This is a genomic window from Xenorhabdus sp. IM139775 (genome assembly GCF_028598745.1).
Classification (GTDB): domain Bacteria; phylum Pseudomonadota; class Gammaproteobacteria; order Enterobacterales; family Enterobacteriaceae; genus Xenorhabdus.
In genome coordinates, this window is record NZ_JAQRFK010000051.1 from 1 (window position 1) to 25,261 (window position 25,261).

Below are 25,261 nucleotides of genomic sequence, written 5' to 3' on the forward strand. Positions count from 1 at the left end.
TTTCCGTTCGTGGTTTTTTTCAACAAAAACGGTAATTATGTGTTTTTTTCACTCTAAAATGGATGAATTAGGCAACAATCATTAAGACAATGCCTCATACCATGATTATGGTTCCATCGCCTACAACAACGGTCAATTAGCCTTAAAAGAAGTTTTTGATTTATTAATAACCAAGAAATAGTTTGAATTTGATGTAGTAAGATATTATGTATTCACCAACTATCATAAAAATGAACGGGATATCTAATGGTTAAATCCGCACGCAGTATGTCGGGGTTACCTTGGATTGCGGCCATAGCTTTTTTTATGCAGTCTTTAGATGCCACAATTCTTAACACCGCACTACCGGCGATTGCTAAAAGCCTGAATCATTCTCCACTGGCAATGCAGCCCGCCATTGTCAGCTATACCTTAACGGTAGCGATGCTAATTCCCGTAAGCGGTTGGCTCGCCGATAGATTTGGCACTCGCACGGTATTTATTTATGCTGTTTCCTTCTTTTCTTTAGGCTCACTTGCTTGTGCATTGTCGCACAATCTCTCTTTCTTAGTGGTATCCCGAGTTCTTCAAGGCATAGGTGGGGCTATGATGATGCCTGTTGCCCGTCTGGCTTTACTAAGAACATATCCGCGTAGCGAGCTGTTACCTATTTTGAACTTTGTTACCATGCCTGGGTTATTGGGACCGATTTTGGGCCCAATGTTTGGCGGATTGTTAGTAACCTATGCAACATGGCACTGGATCTTCATCATCAATATTCCCATTGGATTATTGGGTATCATTTATGCCAGTAAGAATATGCCCAATTTAACGATGCCCAAATGCCCTTTTGATTTTCTGGGATTCATCTTGTTTAGCTTGGGCTTGGTGATGATTTCTGTCAGTTTTGATTTATCTGGGGATCACGCATTCTCTGGCTATATCCCTCTTGCTTTATTTTCTTGCGGTATCATTATGCTATTGGGGTATGTCTTCCATGCGAAAAGACATTCAAATCCCCTCATTAACCTCCAGTTGTTCCAAACACGCACCTTCTCAGTTGGCATTGCCAGCAATATTGCTACTCGGCTGGGTACTGGAGCGCTTTCATTTATTATTCCTTTAATGCTGCAAGTGGGGTTTGGGTTTTCAGCAGTGATTGCTGGAATAATGATGGCACCAAACGCAATTGGTTCAATTTTAGCCAAGTCTTTTGTTACCAAGATACTGACCCGCTTTGGATATCGAAATACACTTATTTGGGTCACAATTATTATTGGTGTGATGATTTCACAATTTTCGCTACAGACACCGGAACTCCCTATCGCATTTTTGATAATTCCTCTTTTTATATTAGGGATCGTCATGTCCACACAGTTCACCGCGATGAATACCATCACGTTGGGTGATCTGAATGATAATAATGCAAGTTCCGGTAACAGCCTGCTCTCCGTAACTCAGCAGTTATCCATCAGTTTAGGAGTGACCGTCAGCGCGGCAGTTCTGCGCTTTTATGAGTCAATGGAATATGGCTCGACGGTAAGCCATTTCCACTATACTTTAATCACGATGGGCGTGATTACCTTAATTTCTTCTACCGTTTTTCTATTACTGAAGACAGAAGACGGTAATAACTTAATTAATAAGAAATGAGCCTATTAACGGCTGGCTACAGAATGTTGAGGTTCATACGCTCGCCAGACGAGCAACATCCTTCATGGTAGCCACGGTTAATCCTGTTCAGATAGAAAAGCATCAATTTCATTTCGCCACGGAACCGAAGGCTGCGCTCCCTGACGCGTCACGGCTATCGCAGCCGCAGCATGAGCAAAGCGGATCGCCGACAACATCTCTTTTCCTTCCAGCAATCCCGTTACCAAGGCACCATTAAAGGTATCCCCTGCCGCAATGGTGTCGATCACTTTTACGCTAAATCCGGGAACAATTTTTCCTTCCTTACCTTTCTCACTTAGCCATACACCTCGGCTACCCAATGTGATAATGACCGTTTCTATACCCTTATCATGTAAAGCCCAAGCTGCTTTTTCCGCCCCAACATCATCAGTTACCGCAATACCGGTCAAGTACTCTGCTTCGGTTTCATTCGGCGTGATAATATCCACCAGCGAAAGTAGCCGATCGGAGATTTGCTGTGCGGGTGCTGGATTCAAGATCACTTTCACATGATGTTTCTTAGCCGTTTCAGCCGCAAGTTGTACCGTTTCCAATGGCGTTTCAAGCTGTAATAACAATGCCTCAGCCTCTTTGACTGTTTGGTCATGACGGAGGAAATAATCGGGCGTTAACCTCCCATTTGCCCCTGCATTAATGCCAATGACATTTTCACCCTGCTGATTGACAAAAATCAGGGCAACGCCGGTTAACTCCCCTTCAATAGCCTCAATTGACGAGGTATTGATGTTATCTTTCGCCAACTGTTGGCAAATACGCTCACCGATATCATCTTGGCCAACACAAGCAATAAATGTAATGCCAGCACCACAACGACCAGCAGCAACGGCCTGATTTGCACCCTTTCCTCCGAATGCAACCTGATACTGTTCTCCTTTTACTGTTTCCCCAGGTTGAGGAAACGATTTGAGATTCAATATGTGATCGACATTAATGCTGCCCATCACGACAAGTTTTGCCATGCTCATTACCTTTATTCCTGTATAAAAATAATGCAGCCATAAAACTCATGGCTACATTTTCGCTTTTAATACTTTGTCCACAGTCTGAACGCTGTACGATCACTGCCCCCAATTTACCATTTTGTACAGCCTTAAGAGCATCGGAAGTACCATTAAATCTGACAACTAACGCATCTTCTTTACCCGTTGCCTGACCAAAATCTTTGCATAGTGTGATTTTTATCTATAAATAAAGGGAAGTAACTATCCGAATCAGGGTGTAAATACTATGCAATTGGTCGAAAAAATATCCCAGTTAAGTCAATGTCTAGAAAGTGGCTTATATGAAAGGCGACAAGCCATTCGCTTGTGCCTGCTGGCCGCCTTATGTGGAGAAAGCGTTTTTCTTCTCGGGCCTCCGGGAATCGCCAAAAGCCTTATCGCGCGTCGGCTCAAGTTTGCATTTCAAAACGCACGCGCTTTTGAGTACCTGATGACCCGTTTTTCCACCCCAGAAGAGATCTTCGGCCCCCTTTCCATTCAAGCACTCAAAGATGAAGGTCGTTATCAGCGTCTTACCGAAGGCTATTTACCCGCAGCTGAAATCGTTTTTCTGGATGAAATTTGGAAAGCAGGTCCCGCTATTCTGAATACGCTACTTACGGCTATCAATGAAAAAAAATTCAGGAATGGTAATCAGGAAGAACAGTTACCGATGCGTTTACTGGTTACTGCATCCAATGAACTCCCGGACAGTGATAACAGCCTGGAAGCACTTTACGATCGTATGTTGATCCGGCTCTGGCTGGACAAGATTCAGGAAAAGAAAAATTTTCGGGCCTTACTGACTGACCGGAATAATGAAAATAACAATCCCGTGCCTGTCCATATTCAAATTACTGATGACGAATTTTATCAATGGCAAGACAAGATCAGTCATGTTTCACTACCAGATCATATCTTCGAACTGGTTTATCAACTACGCCAGCAAGTCAATGCGGCTGGCAATACGGCAGATGTATCAGATCGCCGTTGGAAAAAATCCATCCGGCTATTGCGGGCTAGCGCACTTTTCAGCGGGAGAAATGAGATATCTCCGCTAGATATCGTGCTATTAAAAGATTGCCTGTGGCACGACTTAAACACCTTAAAACTTCTGCCTCAATTCCTGCATACGTTATTAACAGAACAAGCCTACCGACAGCATTCCCTCATGCAGAAAATGGAGAAGCTATACCAACAGTGGGTACAATCCACCCAAGATAAAAATGACCATCGGCCCTTACAATTAGTCACCAAAACCTCTCTGTTTGGCCGCAAAACCCTTTATTCACTGCCCGAAGATATTGCAGATGAAAAGCTGACTTTGTTTTTACATCCGCCACTACACCTGCATGATATTGAAGTCAATTTCATCGAAATAGAGAAAAAATCACTGGAAAATACCCTAAAAAATCATACAGCAAAACTCTCTGCCAGCTTAAATGGTATTGGTTTCCCGCAACCCCTCACAGCAGAAATCGATGAAAAAAATCAGCTTACCGTGCTGGATATCAGCCGTAATAGTGCCGTTCTCTGCCTATCTGGTAAAAAATGGCTAACGGCAAAAAACACCAATACAGAATGGAGTGAAAAACGGCTATCCATCAGCGATGAAATTCAACAACAACGCAATTTGTTTAGTCAGCATCAACCCTGTTTATTTATCGAAGAACATTGGCTTGTCAGTATTGAACAGAGTTTTCTGCCATTGACTGAAAAACTGCAACAATTGAGAGAAAAAATGGGAGAGTGACATGTTAACATTGGCCACACTCGATCTCTTGCTGTCCATCAATGAAGGCGAGCTGATCGAAGAGATCATTTTAGCACTGCTGGGCACCCCTCATTTGGTGATTTTCTTTGGAAAGTTCCCAAGGCTTAAACACGCCTTACTGAAAGATCTCCCTGTATGGCAACAAACATTGCAGCAGAGAATCAAAGAAACTCTTATCCCTGCACCATTAGCCGAAGAGTTTCAGTTACACCAACATGCCCAGACAATTGACACGTCAGATTTCTACCAACAGTTACCTAATATTGTAGAGAAACTTCAACAAGTTGCATCGCCATTTGCCAATGAAGCCGATACACTGGCCAAAGCACTCACTGAACACTCCTCTTCAGGACATATGCTGTTTCTTCAACGCTGGCGCCTTAGCCTGATCCTGCAAGCGACAACCTTTAACAAGGCACTATTAGAACAAGAAAAGGAGCAACTACTTGCAGAGATCCAGAAGCAATTGACCTTAAGCGGCACCCTTGATCCCCTACTTGATCACAATGATCGCGCCGCTGGCCGATTGTGGAATATGAGTAAAGGGCAACTTCACCTGACTTCGCAAAATATACAACTATTCGCTCTCTATGCGGATGTTCTCAAACAACAACCTGAGTTGGAAAAACTGGCGCAATTACTTGGCCGCAGTCAGACCGCTAAATCCATTCCCAAAGACAGCCCGGTATTAGAACCTTTTGCCCAACTCGAAAGAGTGCCAGATACTCTGCCTGAACAAATTAGCGGGATTAGACAAGGTGACGATATCCTGAGGTTATTACCTACAGAGATGGCTATGTTGGGTATTGAGGAGTTGGAATACGAGTTTTATCGGCGGCTGATGGAGAAAAAACTACTGTCCTACCGCCTGCAAGGGGACGATTGGCAACCCAAAGCCACACTCAAACCGATGACACATCACCACAATGAAAAACAGCCCCGGGGGCCATTTATCGTTTGTGTTGACACTTCAGGCTCCATGGGCGGATTCAATGAACAGTGTGCAAAAGCGTTTTGTCTAGCGTTGATGCGTATTGCGCTGGCAGATAATCGTCACTGCCATATCATGTTGTTCTCGACAGAACTCGTCCACTATGACTTAACCTCACCGGAGGGGCTAACTCAAGCAATACATTTTCTGGGGCAGACATTTCAGGGAGGAACCGATCTGGCATCCTGTTTAAATGCAACTGTTGAAAAAATGACAGAACATATTTGGCAAGATGCTGATGCTGTTGTTATTTCAGATTTCATTGCCCAACGTTTGCCGGGTTCCCTAATCCATCAGATAAAAAATCTGCAACAGCATCAACAACACCGCTTCCATGCGCTCTCCCTTTCCCACTATGGAAAACCCGGTATTATGCAGATATTTGATCATATCTGGCGTTTTGATACCGGGCTTACAAGCCGTTTACGGAGAAGGTGGCAAAATTAAAACTGACTTCATTAAAACCTAGAGTACACCTTCCACTGATTCAATGATTTCTGGTGACCAAACACCGCATTGAACCTGACCGATATGTGCCATTTGCAGCAGCAACATCACCAAACGGGATTGCCCGATACCCCCACCGATAGATTGTGGCATATCACCCCTGAGCAGCGCTTGATGCCAGTCATATTGCAGACGATCTTCATCACCTGTCAGCGCAAGCTGGCGTTTCAGCGCTTCTGCATCAACACGGATACCCATTGAAGAAATTTCAAAAGCATCCTGCAAAACTGGGTTCCAGACAATAATGTCACCGTTCAGGCCAAAGAAACCATCACTGTTTGGTGTCGTCCAATCATCATAATCCGGTGCACGTACATCATGTGCCTGATCATCAGACAACTGACCACCAATGCCCATCAGGAAAATTGCACCAAACTCTTTGGCAGCCTCACGCTCACGACCTTTCGCATCCAGAGAGGGGTAACGTTTCAGAAGCTCTTCACTGTGGATGAAGTGAATTTGATCTGGCAGGAACGGTGCCAGACCAAATTCCTTACTTACCGCGTGTTGTGTTTCTTTTATTGCTTCGTAGATTTTACCTACTGTCTGTTTTAAATAGTCGAGTGAACGCTGACCTTCACCCATCACTTTCTCCCAATCCCACTGGTCAACAAAGACAGAATGGATCGGTGTCAAGCGATCTTCATCAGGACGCAAGGCTTTCATATGAGTATATAACCCTTGTTCAGCTTGAAAACCAAAGCGACCTAATGTTTTACGTTTCCATTTCGCCAGAGAATGAACCACTTCAAATGTCGCTTCCGGCAACGTTTTCACTTTCACCTGAACCGCTTTTTCATGGCCAGATAAGTTGTCTTGAGTACCATCACCAAGACGACTCAAGATAGGTCCTTGCACTTCGATTAGACCTAGCTGTTTCTCTAACAGGCGGGAAAAATACGATTTAACGAAACTAATCTGCTGTTGCTTTTCAATAAAGGAAGTTTTCATGATGATGATCTCAAAATTTTTAGTGGCCCTGTGTCCTGTTGATATAGATTAAGCAACAAAATGAGGTACAAATTCAATATCTGATAATAAAAATAGTGTATAAGATTTATAAACGATAATTTTTACACTTTAAAAATGAATATTATTCAAAAAAAGGGGTTGGAAATGGCAGAAATTTATCAGATCGATAATTTAGACCGTGACATACTTCACGCATTAATGGAAAACGCACGTACACCTTATGCCGAATTAGCTAAAAAATTCGCAGTCAGCCCGGGGACAATTCATGTCCGGGTAGAAAAAATGAAACAATCAGGGATCATTACAGGGACACGGGTTGATATCAGTGCTAAACAACTGGGGTTCGATGTGTGCTGCTTTATCGGCATCATATTAAAAAGTGCCAAGGACTATCCGGCCGCATTGAAGAAGCTCGATATGCTTGATGAAGTCGTTGAAGTTTATTACACCACAGGGCACTACAGCATTTTCATTAAGGTTATGTGCCGATCCATCGAATCCCTTCAGGACGTACTTATCAACAAGATCCAGACGATTGACGAAATTCAGTCAACAGAAACGTTGATCTCCCTGCAAAACCCGATCATGCGGACAATAAAACCTTAAGGCGAAAACCTGTTAACCCTATTATCCACAGGTAGATCCCAATAGATTCACAGCGTACAATAGTTGCTCTTTAATTTAGCAAGGATCACGATGAGTACAATTACCTTAATCAGCGGCAGTACACTGGGTAGCGCCGAATATGTCGCAGAACATATGGCTGAGATCCTAGAAAATAACGGCTTTTCAACAGTGATACTTCATGGCCCCTCATTGGAAGATCTTCCCCTTGAGGGATTGTGGCTTGTGGTGACTTCAACGCACGGAGCCGGGGATTTACCTGATAACCTCCAGCCACTGGCTGATGAGATCACACAACAGCAATCCGATCTTAGCAATATCACATTTGGTGCAGTCGGTATCGGCAGTTCCGAATATGACATATTCTGTGGCGCAATAAGATCACTGGAGCGCTTATTAGAAGATCGCGGAGCAAAAAGGATCGGCGATCGATTGGAAATCGACATTCAGCAACACGAAATTCCCGAAGATCCAGCCGAAGAATGGGTTAAAGAATGGTCAAAGTTACTCTGATCTGATTAAAAATATAACGATCAACTGTGGATAACTTATCTGAAAAGCAGGGGTTAACCCGTAGTTATCCATTTAATAACCCAGTTACATTTAAGTGCCTGTGAATAACTAGGCTTTTAGATCCCAGCTTATACTGCGTTGGATCACGGATCATTCACAGCAAATGATCCTTTACAGCATCATGATCTTTATATGGAAAATTCACTTATCCACAGATGATCGCGATCCTAATAAAAGATCTAATAAAGAGATCTTTAAATAAAGAGATCTTATTTTAAATAATGACGATCTCTCACCTCTTGGTCTGAGGCACAAACTTGAGTAGAATTCTCCCCCCAATGCATATGAAGCATTCTCACAATTGAAGGTTCGCACATGTTTTATCCAGAGCACTTTGACGTCATCATTATTGGCGGGGGCCATGCCGGTACTGAAGCCGCAATGGCCTCCGCACGTATGGGGCGTCAAACCTTATTACTGACTCACAATATTGATACTTTGGGCCAGATGTCATGTAATCCAGCCATCGGTGGGATCGGTAAAGGGCATCTGGTAAAAGAGATCGATGCACTTGGTGGCCTGATGGCAAAAGCCACGGATCAAGCCGGTATTCAGTTTAGAACACTCAATGCCAGCAAAGGCCCGGCTGTTCGGGCAACACGAGCACAAGCGGATCGAGTACTTTACCGACAAGCTGTAAGAACGGCACTGGAAAACCAGCCCAACTTAATGATCTTCCAGCAGCCCGTTGAAGATCTCATTGTTGAAAACGACACCGTCACGGGTGTTGTTACTCGTATGGGATTGAAATTTAAAGCTAAATCTGTAGTTCTCACTGTAGGGACTTTCCTTGATGGCAAAATTCACATCGGATTGGAAAACTACAGCGGAGGACGGGCTGGAGATCCTCCTGCGATCTCATTGTCTCATCGCTTACGTGAACTGCCTTTGCGTGTAGCTCGCCTGAAAACAGGTACACCCCCTCGCATCGATGCACGAACCATTGATTTTAGCCAGCTTGAACAACAACTTGCCGATAATCCGATCCCTGTATTTTCATTCATGGGTCATATTGATCAACATCCACGACAGATCCCGTGTTATATTACCCATACCAATGAAAAAACCCATGAAGTGATCCGCAGTAACTTGGATCGCAGTCCTATGTATGCGGGGATCATCGAAGGGATCGGCCCTCGTTACTGCCCTTCCATTGAAGACAAAGTCATGCGTTTCGCGGATCGTAACGCTCACCAGATCTTCTTGGAACCTGAGGGACTGACCAGTAACGAAATTTATCCAAATGGTATTTCAACCAGTCTGCCATTTGATGTTCAGATGCAAATTGTTCACTCCATGAAAGGCATGGAGAACGCCCGTATCATTCGCCCAGGCTACGCGATCGAGTATGATTTCTTCGATCCACGTGATTTAAAACAAACACTGGAAAGTAAATTTATTCACGGCTTGTTCTTTGCGGGTCAGATCAATGGCACCACGGGATATGAAGAAGCAGCAGCACAGGGATTACTGGCTGGCCTCAACGCGGCACGTTATGCCAATGGTGAGGAAGGTTGGTTCCCACGCCGTGATCAGGCTTATATCGGCGTATTGGTCGATGATCTGTGCACACTCGGCACTAAAGAACCGTATCGCATGTTTACATCCCGCGCGGAATATCGTTTGATGCTGCGTGAAGACAATGCGGATCTTCGTCTGACTGAACAGGGCCGTAAACTGGGTTTGGTTGATGATCTCCGTTGGGAACATTATTGCCGCAAATTTGAAATGATCGAGCAGGAACGTCAGCGCCTGCGTAATATCTGGATACATCCTCACTCTGATAACTTAGAGGATATCAACCGGATGTTGAAAACACCGTTATCAAAAGAAGCCAGTGGTGAAGATCTGCTGCGTCGTCCTGAGATGAATTATGAATTGCTGACGTCATTACCCCGTTTTGCACCAGGACTGACTGAACCCCAAGCGGCGGATCAAGTTGAAATTCAGGTGAAGTACGAAGGCTATATTGCACGTCAGCAAGAAGAGATCGAAAAACAATTGCGTCATGAAAATACGGCATTGCCTGTTGATTTGGATTATCGGCAAGTCAGCGGGCTTTCCAATGAAGTTATTGCAAAACTGAATGATCATAAACCAAGTTCAATTGGTCAGGCTTCACGTATTTCCGGCATCACTCCAGCCGCAATTTCTATTTTGCTGGTATGGCTGAAAAAACAAGGTTTATTGCGTCGTATGTAACACCTAAGGGGACAGATTTTGCTTAACAAATTGGAATCACTGCTGGCGAAAGCGGACATGGCGTTATTACTGGAACAAAAACAGCAGCTTGTCGCCTACGTTAATATGCTGAATAAATGGAACAAGGCATATAACCTGACCTCTGTCCGTGATCCGGAACAGATGCTGGTTCGCCATATTATAGACAGCATCGTTGTTAATCCATTCTTGCATGGAACGCGATTTATTGATGTGGGAACAGGGCCTGGCTTGCCGGGCATCCCACTGGCAATTGTACGTCCGGATTCTCATTTCACTTTATTGGATAGTTTGGGAAAACGTGTACGCTTTTTGCGTCAGGTTCAACATGAACTCGGTTTGACCAATATTGAGCCAGTACAGAGCCGGGTTGAGGAATTTATTCCTCAACCCCCTTTTGATGGGGTGATTAGCCGTGCATTTGCTTCATTGCAAGACATGCTGTCATGGTGCAGTCATCTTCCCAAGCCCTCTGAAGGGCGTTTTTATGCCTTGAAAGGTGTATTGCCGGAAGAGGAATTGGCTCAATTGCCAACAGGGATTGTGCTCGACAGGGTCATTCCTCTTCAGGTCGCAGAGTTAGATGAACAGAGTCATGTGGTAATACTTAAGTCAAACTAACTTTGCTATTTGTCAATAAAAATCTAGATAATTAGTGACGCTAACTACACTTAAAATGTAACGAACGTTACTAATTATTCCCTTCCATCGACTAAACTTTATTTACTGATGATTTACAGAAAACCAACGTTATTTTTATATTGGTAGAATTTCTCTTTTCAAAGATAGTTATCGGTTTTCTTGATAAAAGCACTTAGGAGAAAGTGAGCAAAATAATCATTGAAGCTTTTTTATCGGTATATCAGATAAAACTTTATAGGTGTAACATTAATTGGTTTATTTTCAGTGAAAAAAAAAAGAAAAGATATTTATCACATAATTAATGATAAATATAATTAATGGTTTTTGTTTGGTGTGATGTGCATCACGTTTAATTTTGAGTCTGTACCATGAGTCATTACAGAATATTAAATGGTATTTGTGAGCGATCTAGCAGCAAAGTTAGAAATTTAAATAATTATTCACTTTTTCGCTACTTATGGATTGAATTCATTTTGGCTGCCCGTATAATTTGCACGTTTTTGTCACTTGACACTCTTAAGCAAAGCCAGTTTTATACAGCATTCAGCAAAGCCTGATGTGTGATGGTGTACCACAGGGAGAAAACAAACGTCATGTCTGTATCCCTTTACAGCGGTAGAACGGCACTGAAACTGTTATTTTGGCAGTTAATGACTTTTGTTATTCTCAGTGTAGCTTTTTGTACCAAAAGTATAGAGTGGGGCGCTTCTGCTTTTGCCGGCGGGTTGGCATGTTGGCTGCCAAATGTCATTTTTATGCTGCTTAGCCGCTTCCAAAAGGTAAAGGAAGAAGGGGTTCCAGTACGGATTGCATGGTTTTTCGCGATTAGCGAAGGGGTGAAGGTTATCATTACGATAACCGTGCTGATAGTCGCTTTAGGGGTGTTCAAGGCGGCATTTACACCACTTGGTGTGGCCTATTTAGCGGTGCTGATTGTGCAGATCATCGCACCTGCCGTAATGAACGGTTAGCGTTTTTAACAACAAAAGGGTAAAAAGCATCATGTCTGCATCAGGAGAAGTTTCAACTTCGGAGTACATAAGTCATCACTTGAGGCACCTTCAGTTGGACTTGCGTACCTTTGAGTTGGTCGATCCCCACGCTAAGGCGACGTTCTGGACGTTAAATATTGACTCGCTTTTTTTCTCCATCGTATTAGGGATGTTGTTTCTATTTGTATTCAGAAGAGTCGCGGTTCGCGCCACTGATGGCGTGCCGGGGAAATTTCAGACTGCAATAGAAATGGTAATCGGCTTCGTTGATAACACTGTTCGTGATATGTATCACGGCAAGAGCAAAGTGATAGCGCCTCTGGCTTTGACTGTGTTCGTCTGGGTGTTACTCATGAACGCATTGGACTTGCTGCCAATCGATTTTATTCCTTTAATCGGTGAACACTTATTCGGCTTGCCTGCCCTGCGTATTGTTCCAACCGCAGATGTCAGTGTTACTTTGTCGATGGCCCTTGGCGTCTTTGTCCTCATTCTGTTCTACAGCATTAAGATAAAAGGAATTCGTGGTTTTGCGAAGGAGCTGACATTGCAGCCTTTCAATCATCCACTGTTTATTCCAATTAACTTAATTCTGGAAGGGGTCAGCTTGCTGTCTAAACCTATATCACTCGGTCTGCGACTGTTTGGTAATATGTATGCTGGCGAATTGATCTTTATTCTTATCGCGGCTCTTTTGCCTGTGTGGTCACAGTGGCTACTCAGCGTGCCTTGGGCGATTTTCCATATACTGATTATTACGTTACAAGCCTTTATTTTCATGGTTCTGACGATTGTTTATCTGTCGATGGCATCTGAAGAGCATTAATTTTTTATCAATCAATAATTGTGTTTTAACTTGAAACAAACTGGAGACTGTCATGGATATAAACATGGATCTGCTGTACATAGCTGCCGCTATTCTGATGGGTTTGGCGGCTATTGGTGCTGCGATCGGTATCGGCATCCTCGGGGGTAAATTCCTGGAAGGCGCTGCTCGCCAACCTGATCTGATTCCTCTGCTGCGTACGCAGTTCTTTATCGTCATGGGTCTGGTTGACGCCATTCCGATGATTGCTGTGGGCCTGGGCTTGTTTATGATGTTCGCTGTTGGCGGTTAATAAAATAGCAGAACTTAAAATTACGCCAATTCATTAATTGAAATAGAGGTATTGTGTCGTGAATATTAACGCAACAATCCTCGGCCAGGCCTTTGCGTTTGTCCTGTTTGTTTTGTTCTGCATGAAGTATGTATGGCCACCGATCATGGCGGCCATTGAAAAACGTCAGAAAGAGATTGCTGACGGTTTGGCTTCAGCAGAGCGTGCTAAAAAGAACCTGGACTTAGCGCAAGCCAATGCGACCGACCAACTGAAAAAAGCGAAAGCGGATGCGCAAGTTATCATTGAACAGGCTAATAAACAAAAAGCCCAGATTATTGATGATGCTAAAGCAGAAGCTGAGCTGGAACGTAACAAAATTGTAGCGCAGGCTCATGCTGAAATTGAAGCTGAACGCAAGCGCGCTCGTGAAGAGTTACGTAAACAGGTTGCGATGCTGGCGATCGCAGGTGCCGAGAAAATCATCGAACGTTCCGTGGATGAAGCTGCTAACAGCGACATCGTTGATAAACTGGTCGCTGAACTGTAAGGAGGGAGGGGCATGTCTGAATTTGCTACGGTAGCTCGCCCCTACGCCAAAGCAGCTTTTGACTTTGCTGTAGAACACCAATCTCTTGAACACTGGCAGAATATGCTGGCGTTCATTGCTGAGGTGACTCGTAATGAGCAGGTTGGTGAGCTGCTTTCCGGTTCATTGGCACCGGAAACGTTAGCTAAAACCTTCATCACCCTTTGTGGTGAGCAGGTTGATGAGCATGCTCAGAACTTTATTCGTGTCATGGCAGAAAATGGTCGCTTGCTGGTACTGCCAGAAGTCTTCCAGCAATTTATCCAATTGCGTGCATCACTTGAATCGACCATCGATATTGAAGTGATTTCTGCATCCGAACTGAATGAGCAGCAGCAGGCTAAAATTTCTGCGGCGATGGAAAAACGTCTGTCACGCAAAGTGAAGCTGAATTGCAAAATTGATAAGTCTGTTATTGCCGGTGTGGTTATCCGCGCAGGTGACATGGTGATTGATGGCAGTATTCGTGGCCGTCTGGATCGTTTAACAGACGACTTGCAGTCTTAAGGGGACTGGAGCATATGCAACTGAATTCCACCGAAATCAGCGAACTGATCAAACAGCGTATTGCTCAGTTCAATGTCGTGAGTGAAGCTCACAATGAAGGAACGATTGTTTCCGTTAACGACGGTATCATTCGTGTCCACGGTTTAGCCGATGTCATGCAGGGTGAAATGATCTCCCTGCCTGGCAACCGTTACGCAATTGCACTGAACCTGGAGCGCGACTCTGTAGGTGCGGTTGTCATGGGGCCGTATGCTGACTTGGCCGAAGGCATGAAAGTCAAATGTACTGGCCGTATTTTGGAAGTACCTGTTGGTCGTGGTCTGCTGGGTCGTGTTGTGAACACACTGGGGGAGCCGATTGACGGCAAGGGCGCTGTTGAGCACGATGGCTTCTCACCCATCGAGGTTATCGCACCCGGGGTTATCGATCGTCAATCCGTTGACCAGCCTGTCCAGACAGGTTACAAATCTGTTGATGCCATGATCCCAATCGGCCGTGGCCAGCGTGAACTGGTTATCGGTGACCGTCAGACCGGTAAAACCGCTCTGGCTATCGATGCGATCATCAACCAGCGTGATTCTGGTATCAAATGTATCTATGTTGCGATTGGCCAGAAAGCATCTACCATTGCTAACGTCGTTCGTAAACTGGAAGAGCATGGTGCACTGGAAAATACCATCGTGGTTGTTGCATCCGCTTCTGAGTCTGCGGCCCTGCAATATCTGGCACCCTACTCTGGTTGTGCGATGGGTGAATACTTCCGTGATCGCGGTGAAGATGCACTGATTGTTTACGATGACCTGTCTAAACAGGCTGTCGCATACCGTCAGGTTTCCCTGTTGCTGCGTCGTCCACCTGGACGTGAAGCCTTCCCTGGTGACGTATTCTATCTGCACTCCCGTCTGTTGGAGCGTGCAGCGCGTGTTAACGCTGAATACGTTGAAAAATTCACCCACGGTGAAGTGAAGGGTAAAACAGGTTCTCTGACTGCGCTGCCAATCATCGAAACTCAGGCCGGTGACGTTTCTGCGTTCGTACCAACCAACGTTATCTCCATCACTGATGGTCAGATCTTCCTTGAATCTTCTCTGTTCAACTCCGGTATCCGCCCAGCGGTTAACCCAGGGATTTCTGTATCCCGTGTGGGTGGTGCGGCTCAGACTAAGATCATCAAGAAACTGTCCGGTGGTATTCGTACCGCTCTGGCTCAGTACCGTGAACTGGCGGCATTCTCCCAGTTTGCTTCTGATCTGGATGATGCAACACGTAAGCAGTTGGATCATGGTCAGAAAGTGACTGAGTTGTTGAAACAGAAACAGTATCTGCCGATGTCCATTGCACAGCAGGCGCTGTCTCTGTTTGCCGCTGAGCGTGGTTATCTGGAAGATATCGAAATCGCGAAAGTGGTCAGTTTCGAAGCTGCGTTGTTGGCGTATGCTAGCCGTGAACATGCTGATCTTCTGAAAGAGATTGACCAGTCTGGTGATTACAACACAGAGATCGAAGCGAAGCTGAACGCTCTGTTGGAATCCTTCAAGGCGACTCAGTCCTGGTAACACTATTCGGCCCAGTTTGATTTTATTTAATTAAAATAACTCGGGCCGTCTGGTTGAATTCGGAGAAGCAGAAATGGCCGGCGCAAAAGAGATACGTACCAAAATCGCCAGTGTGCAAAACACGCAAAAAATCACTAAAGCGATGGAGATGGTCGCCGCGTCCAAAATGCGTAAAACGCAGGACCGCATGGCGGCCAGCCGTCCTTATGCAGAAACCATTCGCAATGTGATTGGACATCTTGCGTTAGGTAATCTGGAATACAAACATCCATACCTTGCAGAGCGTGAAGTGAAGCGTGTTGGGTACGTGGTTGTTTCAACTGACCGTGGTTTATGTGGCGGTTTGAACATTAACTTGTTCAAAAAATTGCTGATAGAAATGAAAGACTGGTCTGATAAAAACATCCAAGTTGATTTGGCACTTGTTGGATCAAAAGCGGTTTCTTTCTTTTCTTCTGTTGGTGGCAACATTGTTGCTCAAGTAACAGGGATGGGAGATAACCCATCATTGTCCGAACTGATCGGGCCAGTCCACGTCATGATGCAAGCCTATGACGAAGGGCGTTTGGATAAACTGTATATAGTGACAAACAAGTTCATGAATACAATGTCTCAGGTTCCGACGATCACTCAGTTATTGCCTCTGCCAGCCGGAGACGATGAAACACTGAAGAAGAAGTCTTGGGACTATCTGTATGAACCTGATCCTAAGGCGTTGTTGGATACCCTGCTGCGCCGCTATATAGAATCGCAAGTTTATCAGGGCGTCGTTGAAAACCTGGCTAGTGAACAGGCCGCACGAATGGTAGCGATGAAAGCCGCGACCGATAACGGTGGCAACCTGATCAAAGAGTTGCAGTTGGTTTACAACAAGGCTCGTCAGGCCAGCATCACTCAGGAACTCACCGAAATCGTTTCGGGTGCTTCTGCGGTTTAACAGCTAGGTTTACGAATTACGTAGAGGATTCAAGATGGCTACTGGAAAGATTATCCAGGTAATCGGCGCCGTGGTGGACGTCGAATTCCCTCAGGACAGCGTACCAAAAGTGTACGATGCCCTTGAGGTTAAAAACGGTGAAGAAAAACTGGTGCTGGAAGTTCAGCAGCAGTTAGGTGGTGGTATCGTCCGTTGTATCGCAATGGGTACCTCCGATGGCCTGCGCCGTCATTTGGACGTAACTGATTTAGGACACCCAATCGAAGTCCCAGTGGGTAAAGCCACACTGGGCCGTATCATGAACGTATTGGGTGATCCCATTGACATGAAAGGTGAGATCGGCGAAGAAGAGCGCTGGTCAATTCACCGTACAGCACCAACCTATGAAGAGTTGTCCAACTCTCAGGAACTGCTGGAAACCGGTATCAAAGTCATGGATCTGATCTGCCCGTTCGCTAAGGGTGGTAAAGTGGGTCTGTTTGGTGGTGCGGGTGTAGGTAAAACCGTTAACATGATGGAGCTTATCCGTAACATCGCGATCGAGCACTCAGGTTACTCCGTATTTGCTGGTGTGGGTGAACGTACCCGTGAAGGTAACGACTTCTATCACGAAATGACCGATTCAAACGTACTGGATAAAGTTTCTCTGGTATACGGTCAGATGAATGAGCCACCAGGAAACCGTCTGCGCGTCGCATTGACGGGTTTGACCATGGCAGAAAAATTCCGTGATGAAGGCCGTGACGTTCTGCTGTTCGTTGACAATATTTACCGTTATACCCTGGCAGGAACAGAAGTCTCTGCACTGTTGGGTCGTATGCCATCTGCGGTAGGTTATCAGCCAACATTGGCGGAAGAGATGGGTGTGCTGCAAGAGCGTATCACCTCAACCAAAACGGGTTCCATCACCTCCGTACAGGCCGTTTACGTTCCTGCGGATGACTTGACTGACCCATCACCTGCGACAACCTTTGCTCACTTGGATGCAACCGTTGTATTGAGCCGTCAGATCGCATCCTTGGGTATTTACCCTGCGGTTGACCCGCTGGATTCAACCAGCCGTCAGCTTGATCCACTGGTTGTTGGTCAGGAACACTATGATGTGGCTCGTGGCGTTCAGTCAATCCTGCAACGTTATCAGGAACTGAAAGACATTATCGCCATTCTGGGGATGGATGAACTGTCAGAAGAAGACAAACTGGTTGTAGCACGTGCCCGTAAAATCCAGCGCTTCCTGTCCCAGCCATTCTTCGTTGCAGAAGTCTTCACCGGTTCACCAGGTAAATTCGTTTCTCTGAAAGACACGATCCGTGGCTTCAAGGGCATCCTGAACGGTGATTATGACCACCTGCCAGAGCAGGCGTTCTACATGGTTGGTGCCATCGAAGAAGCTGTGGAAAAAGCGAAGGCGCTTTAATACGGCTGACGGGAGGTTGATATGGCTGCAATGACGTTCTCCCTGAACGTAGTCAGTGCTGAAAAACAGATGTTTGAAGGGCTGGTACAGAAGATTCAGGTGACTGGTAGTGAAGGTGAGCTGGGGATCTATCCTCAACACACACCACTACTTACTGCCATAAAACCGGGCATGATACGTATTGTTAAGCAGTTTGGTGAAGAAGAGTTTATCTACCTGTCCGGGGGTATTCTTGAAGTTCAGCCAAACGGCGTTATCGTACTGGCCGATACAGCGATCCGTGGCAAGGATTTGGATGAAGCTAAAGTGCTTGAAGCCAAGCGCAAGGCAGAAGAACACATCCGTAATTCTCACGGCGATGTTGATTATGCTCAGGCATCTGCTGAATTGTCGAAAGCGATCGCGAAACTTCGCGTTATCGAGCTGACAAAGAAAATGATGTAATAAATACCCAATAGATTTCGAATTGCATCCCATCATTGAGCGGCAACTTGAAAGATAACGGGTATAGGCAGTGAGATAAAAAGCCAGTTGGTGAAAGCTAACTGGCTTTTTTGCATTGCGAAATATGTGGCAATTTATTTCGCGAACAGGTTTACTTTCATACTTAAAATTGGAATTGTCAGGTTTCTTATGTCTAGTATTGCAAATAGTGCCAATACAAAAAGTGCCGTTATCCTTGCCGCAGGTAAAGGAACGCGCATGTATTCCGCTCTTCCCAAAGTCCTGCACTTGCTGGCCGGTAAGCCGATGGTTCAGCATGTCATTGATACCGCAATGGAATTGGGTACCGAAAATGTTCATTTGGTTTATGGGCATGGCGGTGACCTAATGAAGCAAGTACTTGCTAACCAAAATCTGAACTGGGTACTGCAAGCTGAACAACTTGGTACGGGCCATGCTATGCAGCAAGCGGCACCGCACTTTTCAGATGATGAAGATATACTGATCCTTTACGGTGATGTGCCGCTGATTGGCAAAGATACCCTAGCGCGTTTGATGGAAGCAAAACCTGCGGGTGGAATTGGTTTATTAACGGCCATTCTGGATAATCCAACGGGCTATGGCCGTATCATTCGTGAACAGGGTGAAGTGGCAGGCATTATTGAACAGAAAGACGCCACGGAAGAACAGCGTAAAATCAATGAAATTAACACCGGTATTTTGGTGGCGAATGGCGGGGATTTAAAACGTTGGTTATCCAAGTTGGAAAACAACAACGCCCAAGGCGAATATTACCTGACTGATGTTATTGCCCTTGCACACCAAGAAGGCCGTCAAATCAAGGCCGTACACCCAAGCCGCTTAAGTGAGATGGAAGGGGTTAACAATCGCCAGCAACTTGCTGCCCTGGAGCGTATTTACCAGTCAGAACAAGCTGAAAAACTCCTGCTGGCTGGTGTCATGCTGTTAGATCCTGCCCGTTTTGATCTGCGCGGAACATTAGAACATGGCCGTGATGTAGTGATTGATACTAACGTGGTTATCAAGGGCCATGTCACACTGGGAAATAATGTTCAGATCGGCACTGGCTGTATCCTGAAAAATTGCGTGATTGGTGATGGGGCAGTCATTAGTCCTTACACTATCATCGAAGAGTCTGAAATTGCAGCTGAGTGCACCATTGGGCCTTTTGCCCGTTTGCGCCCGGGTTCCAGATTGGCGGAAAAAGCGCACGTTGGCAATTTCGTTGAAATGAAAAAATCCTCACTTGGCGAAGGTTCCAAGGCGGGTCACCTGACTTATCTTGGTGATGCTGAAATTGGCAATAATGTCAACATTGGTGCAGGAACCATAACCTGCAACTATGATGGTGCCAATAAATTTAAAACCATCATTGGTGATGATGTCTTTGTGGGTTCTGACACCCAACTTGTCGCGCCAGTGACAGTCGCGAAAGGGGCAACGATTGGTGCCGGAACCACAGTAACAAAAAACATTGCTGAGAACGAATTGGTGATCAGCCGCGTAAAGCAAACCCATATTAAAAACTGGCAGCGTCCAGTAAAGAAAAAATAATTAAGCTATATCCATAATAAAAATCCCCATCTCTACAAAGCTCGGGGACGGCAAAGCCGTAACACGATTTGCCGTAAGACAATCAGGTTGTGCGACATAAAAAGGGTGTTTATTCGCCCTGTTTTTAGGAATAAAACAAAATGTGTGGAATTGTTGGTGCTTGTGCACAACGAGATATTGCGGAAATACTGATCGAAGGTCTTCGTCGCCTGGAGTATCGTGGTTATGATTCTGCGGGTATGGCTGTTGTTGACAGTGAAAATGTTGACAGTGAAAACCGCATGACCCGCCTGCGTGAAGTGGGTAAAGTGCAGATGCTGGCTGATGAAGTGGACAAACAGCCCGTTATTGGTGGTACGGGGATTGCCCACACGCGTTGGGCGACACATGGTGAGCCAAGCCAACGCAATGCCCATCCCCACGTTTCTGAACATATCGCGGTTGTGCATAACGGCATTATTGAAAACCATGAAGAGCTGCGCGAAGAATTAAAAGCGCGTGGTTACCTCTTCTCTTCTGATACCGATACTGAAACGATTGCCCATCTTGTTCACTGGGAACAGCAACAAGGTGGTTCACTGCTGGAAGTCGTTCAGCGTGTTATTCCACAATTACGCGGCGCTTATGGCACCGTGATTATGGATAGCCGTCACCCGGATGTGCTGGTTGCTGCACGCTCTGGCAGCCCACTGGTGATTGGTTTGGGGATGGGGGAAAACTTCCTGGCATCTGACCAATTAGCGCTGCTGCCGGTGACTCGTCGCTTTATCTATCTGGAAGAAGGGGATATCGCCGAAATCACCCGTCGCACTGTTCGTATCTTTGATGTACAGGGTGAAGCGGTTGAGCGCGAGCAAATTGAATCCAACGTTCAGTACGATGCAGGTGATAAAGGGGTATACCGTCACTACATGCAGAAAGAGATTTACGAACAGCCAATGGCGATCAAAAGCACATTGGAAGGCCGTTTGAGCAATGGTCAGGTCAATCTGTCAGAACTGGGTGCTAATGCTGCGCAATTACTGTCTCAGGTTGAGCATATCCAAATCGTCGCCTGCGGCACCTCCTACAATGCAGGGATGGTTTCACGCTACTGGTTTGAATCACTGGCAGGCATTCCATGTGATGTTGAGATTGCTTCTGAATTCCGTTACCGCAAGCCAGCGCGCCGTAAAGGTAGCTTGCTTATCACTCTGTCCCAGTCTGGTGAAACGGCTGACACCTTGGCTGCCCTGCGTCTATCCAAAGAACTGGGCTATCTGACGTCATTGACCATCTGTAACGTTGCCGGTTCCTCGTTGGTACGTGAATCTGAATTTGCCCTGATGACCAAAGCAGGCGCTGAAATCGGTGTGGCATCGACCAAAGCCTTTACCACCCAGTTAACCGTATTGCTGATGCTGGTGGCCTACATGGGGCGCCTGAAAGATGCGGATACAGCACTGGAGCAGGACATTGTTCACGCCCTGCATGCCTTGCCAAGCCGCATTGAAAGCATGTTATCCAAAGACAAGCTGATTGAAGCCTTGGCGGAAGACTTCTCTGAGAAACATCATGCCTTGTTCCTTGGCCGTGGCGATCAGTATCCAATCGCGGTTGAAGGTGCACTGAAACTGAAAGAGATCTCTTACATTCACGCAGAAGCCTACGCTGCCGGTGAATTGAAGCATGGCCCATTAGCCTTGATCGATGCGGACATGCCGGTGATCATCGTTGCACCGAACAACGAACTGTTGGAAAAACTGAAATCCAACATCGAAGAAGTCCGCGCCCGTGGCGGTTTGCTGTACGTTTTCGCCGATCAGGATGCCGGTTTCACCAACAGCGAAAACATGAAGATCATCCCCCTGCCCCACGTAGAAGAGTTGATCGCCCCGATCTTCTACACCGTGCCTCTGCAATTACTGTCTTACCACGTTGCCTTGATCAAAGGCACGGATGTGGATCAGCCACGTAACTTGGCGAAGTCGGTGACGGTGGAGTAATCGGCTAATGCACGTGTAAACCAGAACTAAATACTGTTTTAATCCGGTTATGCGTAAGCTGACCGGATTTTTTCATTTTCAGTGATATGATTTAATCTAACCGTTGCGGTACTGTGACGAACTGAAATACTTAGGAAGTAGTACGATGTCTCCCCAAATTGAAGCACAAAATTTAAGTGAACTGCAAAGCCGACTGTGGAATATTGCCGATACTCTGCGCGGTAAGATGCACGCTGATGAATTCCGCGATTATTGCTTAGGCTTTATCTTCTACAAATATCTCTCTGAAAAATTTGTTGCATACGCGAACAAGATCCTTGCTGAAGACAGGATTAAGTACAATGAACTCTCGACAGGGCATCCGGCGTATCAGGATATCGTAGAAGCGGTAAAAGAAGACAGCATCCAGACTCTGGGTTACTTCCTGCCTCCTACTGATCTGTTCCACACGATGGCGGAACGTGTTGCGAAAGACCCTAAAGGTGCTGGCACCGGATTTATCCTGGAAGATCTGGCGAACACACTGCGCAATATTGAACAAAGCACACTGGGGACGGATTCAGCCGATGATTTTAGCAATCTGTTTGAAGATCTGGATTTAGGCTCCAGTAAACTGGGTAGCACTGCAAAAGCGAAAAACGAGCTGATCGGAAAAGTGATCACTGAGCTCGACAAGCTGAGTTTTGACCTGAGCGAAGCCAGCTCCGATATCTTGGGTGATGCTTATGAATACCTGATTGGTCAATTCGCTTCTGGGGCAGGTAAAAAAGCTGGTGAGTTTTATACCCCACAGCCTGTTTCAACTTTATTGGCGAAAATCGTCACTACCTACAAGCTGAAACTGAAAAACGTTTATGACCCAACCTGCGGTTCCGGTTCACTGCTACTACGCGTAAAACGTGAAGCTTCATCGGTGGGGAAAATTTACGGTCAGGAGATGAACCGTACCACCTATAACCTGGCGCGAATGAATATGATCCTGCACGGTGTTCACTATGCGGATTTTGAAATTATTCAGGAAGATACACTGGAATATCCGCAACATACGCACCTGAAGTTTGATGCGATTGTCGCCAACCCCCCATTCTCGGCGAAATGGAGCGCCAGCCCGCTGTTTATGAACGACGACCGTTTTGCCCAGTACGGAAGACTGGCACCCGCCAGCAAAGCGGATATGGCGTTTGTGCAGCATATGTTCTACCACTTGGAAGATGATGGCACCATGGCGGTGGTTCTGCCGCACGGCGTGCTGTTCCGTGGCGCAGCGGAAGGGCATATCCGCCAGTTTATGATTGAAAAGCTGAACTGCATTGATGCTGTGATCGGCCTGCCAGCCAATATCTTCTTCGGCACCAGCATTCCGACCTGCGTACTGGTACTGCGTAAGTGCCGTAAGCACAACGACAGCATTCTATTTATCGATGCCAGCAATGACTTTGAGAAGGTGAAAACTCAGAACCGCCTGCTGCCGGAACATATCGATAAGATTGCCGACACCTATAACGACTGGAAAGCGGTGGAGAAGTATAGCCATATTGCCACGATGGAAGAGATCCGTAATAACGATTACAACCTCAATATTCCCCGCTATGTGGATACCTTTGAAGCGGAAGAGGAGATTGATCTCAATGCCGTAGCGCAGGAGATCCGCGAACTGGAAGGAAAAGTGGCGGATATCGATAAGACTATTGCCGGATTCTGCAAGGAGCTGGGTATTAATGTACCGTTTATGCTGGCGGAGGGGGAGAAGTGATGATACCGAAGCTGCGGTTAGATTTATATAAAAATGAGGAGTTATCAGTATGGCATAAGGCCTATCTTGGTGAGCTCGTTGAATTTAAAAAAGGTAAAGGTATATCAAAAGGCGATATTTCCGAGAATGGCCAGTATCCATGTATACGCTATGGAGAATTATATACCATTTATAATGAGAAAATTTATAACATTCAATCGAGAACTAATTGTCATCCTGATGAATATGTCATCAGTAAAACAGGTGATATCCTTATTCCCGCATCTGGTGAGACTGCAATTGATATCGCTCGGGCCAGTACCCTTTTAGAGGATAACGTTATTCTTGGTGGAGATATTAATATTCTTACACCTAAGGTTAAAAACATTAGTAGTCTTTTTTTGTCTTATAATATTGTTGGAAAGAAGAGAAATGAGCTAGCGAAAATAGCTCAAGGAAACTCTGTTGTTCATTTATATTCGTCACAATTGAAGACACTTGAAATAAATTATCCATCATTGGAAGAACAAACCAAAACAGGGCGAGAGCACGAACGTTTTTCGACCTTAATTTGTATGCAACACAGTCAATTATAGGGCGAATATCACTCAATTCGGTCTTGTTAAAGTATCAATCAGTGTTTTATTTGCACGGATCGTTCAAAAAACAGGCTTTCATGCTCTCGCCCTGCAAACCAAAATCGCCAGTTTTCTATCCTCTGTTGATAAAAAAATCACTCTGCTAAATAAGCAGTACGACCTATTGTGTCAATACAAAAAAGGCATGATGCAGAAGATTTTTAGTCAGGAATTGCGGTTTAAGGATGAGAATGGGGAAGAGTTTCCGGAGTGGAGAAAAAAACTCTTAGGTAATGTGCTAACAATTGGTAGTGGTCGAGACTATAAACATCTGAGTGCTGGTGACGTTCCGGTATTTGGTACCGGTGGTCTTATGACGATGATTGATCAATTTCTCTATGATGGAGAAACGGTATGTATTGGCAGAAAGGGAACCATTGACAAGCCTTTTTACTACAAAGGAAAAATTTGGACTGTAGATACTTTATTCTATACCCATCAATTTAGAGAAGTATGCCCAAAATTTATTTATCAATTATTTTTAACTATAAATTGGAAAGAATATAATGAAGCATCTGGTGTGCCTAGCCTTTCCAAAAGCACAATAGAAAAGATAGAAATTATTATTCCCTGCGAATCAGAACAAACCAAAATCGCCAACTTCCTCTCAGCTATTGACGACAAAATCACTGCTAAAAAAACAGAGCTGGACAAACTAAAAATCTGGAAGCAAGGTTTGCTACAGCAAATGTTCGTATAAATATTTCTGGTTCCGTCAATATCGGGTCTGCGGCTACATATAAATATAAGGCACTAAAAATTAATGGCAACGCAAAGCGAATACGAGTTAGAAACGCAATTGGTAGAACAATTGGTTGGTATGCACTATGAGCTG

23 protein-coding genes are annotated in these 25,261 nt (G+C 45.3%); 21 read left to right on the top strand and 2 right to left on the bottom strand.

The window, feature by feature from the left end; genetic code table 11:
• The first annotated feature begins 246 nt into the window (after positions 1 to 246).
• On the top strand, positions 247 to 1,632 hold the full coding sequence (gene mdtD / locus PSI17_RS11550) for a multidrug transporter subunit MdtD (protein ID WP_273552123.1): 1,386 nt from the start codon (positions 247 to 249) through the stop codon (positions 1,630 to 1,632).
• Between the two features lie 77 nt (positions 1,633 to 1,709).
• On the opposite strand, the gene rbsK is transcribed toward mdtD, so the two are convergent.
• On the bottom strand, positions 1,710 to 2,639 hold the full coding sequence (gene rbsK, locus PSI17_RS11555; protein WP_273552124.1) for a ribokinase: 930 nt from the start codon (positions 2,637 to 2,639) through the stop codon (positions 1,710 to 1,712).
• A 262-nt stretch (positions 2,640 to 2,901) separates the two neighbouring features.
• Between rbsK and ravA the strand changes: the two genes are divergently transcribed.
• Positions 2,902 to 4,407, top strand: coding sequence for an ATPase RavA (gene ravA, locus PSI17_RS11565; RefSeq protein WP_273552125.1), 1,506 nt, complete (start codon positions 2,902 to 2,904; stop codon positions 4,405 to 4,407).
• A gap of 1 nt (position 4,408) precedes the next feature.
• A complete protein-coding gene (gene viaA, locus PSI17_RS11570) occupies positions 4,409 to 5,866 on the top strand; it encodes an ATPase RavA stimulator ViaA (protein WP_273552126.1) in 1,458 nt (485 codons plus the stop codon).
• Positions 5,867 to 5,884: 18 nt separating this feature from the next.
• On the opposite strand, the gene asnA is transcribed toward viaA, so the two are convergent.
• Positions 5,885 to 6,877, bottom strand: coding sequence for an aspartate--ammonia ligase (asnA, locus tag PSI17_RS11575; RefSeq protein ID WP_273552127.1), 993 nt, complete (start codon positions 6,875 to 6,877; stop codon positions 5,885 to 5,887).
• 165 nt (positions 6,878 to 7,042) lie between these two features.
• Here asnA and asnC point away from each other — a divergent pair, with 165 nt between their 5' ends.
• The 18 genes from asnC (at position 7,043) to PSI17_RS11665 (ending at position 25,126) form a co-directional block, all read left to right on the top strand.
• Positions 7,043 to 7,504, top strand: coding sequence for a transcriptional regulator AsnC (gene asnC, locus PSI17_RS11580; protein WP_045967722.1), 462 nt, complete (start codon positions 7,043 to 7,045; stop codon positions 7,502 to 7,504).
• 90 nt (positions 7,505 to 7,594) lie between these two features.
• A complete protein-coding gene (gene mioC / locus PSI17_RS11585; RefSeq protein ID WP_273552128.1) occupies positions 7,595 to 8,035 on the top strand; it encodes an FMN-binding protein MioC in 441 nt (146 codons plus the stop codon).
• Between the two features lie 375 nt (positions 8,036 to 8,410).
• On the top strand, positions 8,411 to 10,297 hold the full coding sequence (gene mnmG, locus PSI17_RS11590; RefSeq protein ID WP_273552129.1) for a tRNA uridine-5-carboxymethylaminomethyl(34) synthesis enzyme MnmG: 1,887 nt from the start codon (positions 8,411 to 8,413) through the stop codon (positions 10,295 to 10,297).
• A gap of 18 nt (positions 10,298 to 10,315) precedes the next feature.
• Positions 10,316 to 10,936, top strand: coding sequence for a 16S rRNA (guanine(527)-N(7))-methyltransferase RsmG (gene rsmG / locus PSI17_RS11595; RefSeq protein WP_273552130.1), 621 nt, complete (start codon positions 10,316 to 10,318; stop codon positions 10,934 to 10,936).
• A gap of 614 nt (positions 10,937 to 11,550) precedes the next feature.
• Positions 11,551 to 11,928, top strand: coding sequence for a F0F1 ATP synthase subunit I (atpI, locus tag PSI17_RS11600; protein WP_273552131.1), 378 nt, complete (start codon positions 11,551 to 11,553; stop codon positions 11,926 to 11,928).
• Between the two features lie 31 nt (positions 11,929 to 11,959).
• A complete protein-coding gene (gene atpB / locus PSI17_RS11605; RefSeq protein WP_273552132.1) occupies positions 11,960 to 12,775 on the top strand; it encodes a F0F1 ATP synthase subunit A in 816 nt (271 codons plus the stop codon).
• A gap of 52 nt (positions 12,776 to 12,827) precedes the next feature.
• Positions 12,828 to 13,067, top strand: a complete 240-nt coding sequence (atpE, locus tag PSI17_RS11610; protein WP_045967711.1) for a F0F1 ATP synthase subunit C — start codon at positions 12,828 to 12,830, stop codon at positions 13,065 to 13,067.
• A gap of 58 nt (positions 13,068 to 13,125) precedes the next feature.
• Positions 13,126 to 13,596 carry a F0F1 ATP synthase subunit B gene (atpF, locus tag PSI17_RS11615; protein ID WP_273552133.1) on the top strand — a complete coding sequence of 157 codons (471 nt, stop codon included), beginning with the start codon at positions 13,126 to 13,128 and terminating at the stop codon, positions 13,594 to 13,596.
• Between the two features lie 12 nt (positions 13,597 to 13,608).
• Positions 13,609 to 14,142, top strand: coding sequence for a F0F1 ATP synthase subunit delta (gene atpH, locus PSI17_RS11620; RefSeq protein ID WP_273552134.1), 534 nt, complete (start codon positions 13,609 to 13,611; stop codon positions 14,140 to 14,142).
• 14 nt (positions 14,143 to 14,156) lie between these two features.
• The gene (gene atpA, locus PSI17_RS11625) at positions 14,157 to 15,698 is read left to right on the top strand and encodes a F0F1 ATP synthase subunit alpha (RefSeq protein WP_273552135.1); all 1,542 of its coding nucleotides are present in this window, start codon (positions 14,157 to 14,159) and stop codon (positions 15,696 to 15,698) included.
• A gap of 73 nt (positions 15,699 to 15,771) precedes the next feature.
• Positions 15,772 to 16,635 (top strand): F0F1 ATP synthase subunit gamma, encoded by an 864-nt coding sequence (gene atpG, locus PSI17_RS11630; protein ID WP_273552136.1) that lies wholly within the window; start codon positions 15,772 to 15,774, stop codon positions 16,633 to 16,635.
• A gap of 34 nt (positions 16,636 to 16,669) precedes the next feature.
• Positions 16,670 to 18,052: a F0F1 ATP synthase subunit beta gene (atpD, locus tag PSI17_RS11635; protein WP_273552137.1), complete on the top strand. Its 1,383-nt coding sequence runs from the start codon at positions 16,670 to 16,672 to the stop codon at positions 18,050 to 18,052.
• Positions 18,053 to 18,073: 21 nt separating this feature from the next.
• Positions 18,074 to 18,496: a F0F1 ATP synthase subunit epsilon gene (locus PSI17_RS11640; RefSeq protein ID WP_045967700.1), complete on the top strand. Its 423-nt coding sequence runs from the start codon at positions 18,074 to 18,076 to the stop codon at positions 18,494 to 18,496.
• A gap of 189 nt (positions 18,497 to 18,685) precedes the next feature.
• Positions 18,686 to 20,071, top strand: a complete 1,386-nt coding sequence (gene glmU / locus PSI17_RS11645; protein ID WP_273552138.1) for a bifunctional UDP-N-acetylglucosamine diphosphorylase/glucosamine-1-phosphate N-acetyltransferase GlmU — start codon at positions 18,686 to 18,688, stop codon at positions 20,069 to 20,071.
• 140 nt (positions 20,072 to 20,211) lie between these two features.
• On the top strand, positions 20,212 to 22,056 hold the full coding sequence (gene glmS, locus PSI17_RS11650; protein WP_273552139.1) for a glutamine--fructose-6-phosphate transaminase (isomerizing): 1,845 nt from the start codon (positions 20,212 to 20,214) through the stop codon (positions 22,054 to 22,056).
• Positions 22,057 to 22,201: 145 nt separating this feature from the next.
• Positions 22,202 to 23,809 carry a type I restriction-modification system subunit M gene (locus PSI17_RS11655; RefSeq protein ID WP_273552140.1) on the top strand — a complete coding sequence of 536 codons (1,608 nt, stop codon included), beginning with the start codon at positions 22,202 to 22,204 and terminating at the stop codon, positions 23,807 to 23,809.
• A complete protein-coding gene (locus PSI17_RS11660) occupies positions 23,809 to 24,384 on the top strand; it encodes a restriction endonuclease subunit S (protein WP_273552141.1) in 576 nt (191 codons plus the stop codon). Before PSI17_RS11655 ends, PSI17_RS11660 begins: the two co-directional genes overlap by 1 nt.
• Before the next feature lie 187 nt (positions 24,385 to 24,571).
• Positions 24,572 to 25,126 carry a restriction endonuclease subunit S gene (locus PSI17_RS11665; RefSeq protein WP_273552142.1) on the top strand — a complete coding sequence of 185 codons (555 nt, stop codon included), beginning with the start codon at positions 24,572 to 24,574 and terminating at the stop codon, positions 25,124 to 25,126.
• The last annotated feature ends 135 nt before the right edge of the window (positions 25,127 to 25,261 follow it).

Coding starts and splice junctions, on each gene's coding strand:
- mdtD (WP_273552123.1), top strand. CDS start 247: ATGGTTAAATCCGCACGCAGTATGTCGGGGTTACCTTGGATTGCGGCC.
- rbsK (WP_273552124.1), bottom strand. CDS start 2,639: ATGAGCATGGCAAAACTTGTCGTGATGGGCAGCATTAATGTCGATCAC.
- ravA (WP_273552125.1), top strand. CDS start 2,902: ATGCAATTGGTCGAAAAAATATCCCAGTTAAGTCAATGTCTAGAAAGT.
- viaA (WP_273552126.1), top strand. CDS start 4,409: ATGTTAACATTGGCCACACTCGATCTCTTGCTGTCCATCAATGAAGGC.
- asnA (WP_273552127.1), bottom strand. CDS start 6,877: ATGAAAACTTCCTTTATTGAAAAGCAACAGCAGATTAGTTTCGTTAAA.
- asnC (WP_045967722.1), top strand. CDS start 7,043: ATGGCAGAAATTTATCAGATCGATAATTTAGACCGTGACATACTTCAC.
- mioC (WP_273552128.1), top strand. CDS start 7,595: ATGAGTACAATTACCTTAATCAGCGGCAGTACACTGGGTAGCGCCGAA.
- mnmG (WP_273552129.1), top strand. CDS start 8,411: ATGTTTTATCCAGAGCACTTTGACGTCATCATTATTGGCGGGGGCCAT.
- atpI (WP_273552131.1), top strand. CDS start 11,551: ATGTCTGTATCCCTTTACAGCGGTAGAACGGCACTGAAACTGTTATTT.
- atpB (WP_273552132.1), top strand. CDS start 11,960: ATGTCTGCATCAGGAGAAGTTTCAACTTCGGAGTACATAAGTCATCAC.
- atpE (WP_045967711.1), top strand. CDS start 12,828: ATGGATATAAACATGGATCTGCTGTACATAGCTGCCGCTATTCTGATG.
- atpH (WP_273552134.1), top strand. CDS start 13,609: ATGTCTGAATTTGCTACGGTAGCTCGCCCCTACGCCAAAGCAGCTTTT.
- atpA (WP_273552135.1), top strand. CDS start 14,157: ATGCAACTGAATTCCACCGAAATCAGCGAACTGATCAAACAGCGTATT.
- atpG (WP_273552136.1), top strand. CDS start 15,772: ATGGCCGGCGCAAAAGAGATACGTACCAAAATCGCCAGTGTGCAAAAC.
- atpD (WP_273552137.1), top strand. CDS start 16,670: ATGGCTACTGGAAAGATTATCCAGGTAATCGGCGCCGTGGTGGACGTC.
- PSI17_RS11640 (WP_045967700.1), top strand. CDS start 18,074: ATGGCTGCAATGACGTTCTCCCTGAACGTAGTCAGTGCTGAAAAACAG.
- glmU (WP_273552138.1), top strand. CDS start 18,686: ATGTCTAGTATTGCAAATAGTGCCAATACAAAAAGTGCCGTTATCCTT.
- glmS (WP_273552139.1), top strand. CDS start 20,212: ATGTGTGGAATTGTTGGTGCTTGTGCACAACGAGATATTGCGGAAATA.
- PSI17_RS11655 (WP_273552140.1), top strand. CDS start 22,202: ATGTCTCCCCAAATTGAAGCACAAAATTTAAGTGAACTGCAAAGCCGA.
- PSI17_RS11660 (WP_273552141.1), top strand. CDS start 23,809: ATGATACCGAAGCTGCGGTTAGATTTATATAAAAATGAGGAGTTATCA.
- PSI17_RS11665 (WP_273552142.1), top strand. CDS start 24,572: ATGATGCAGAAGATTTTTAGTCAGGAATTGCGGTTTAAGGATGAGAAT.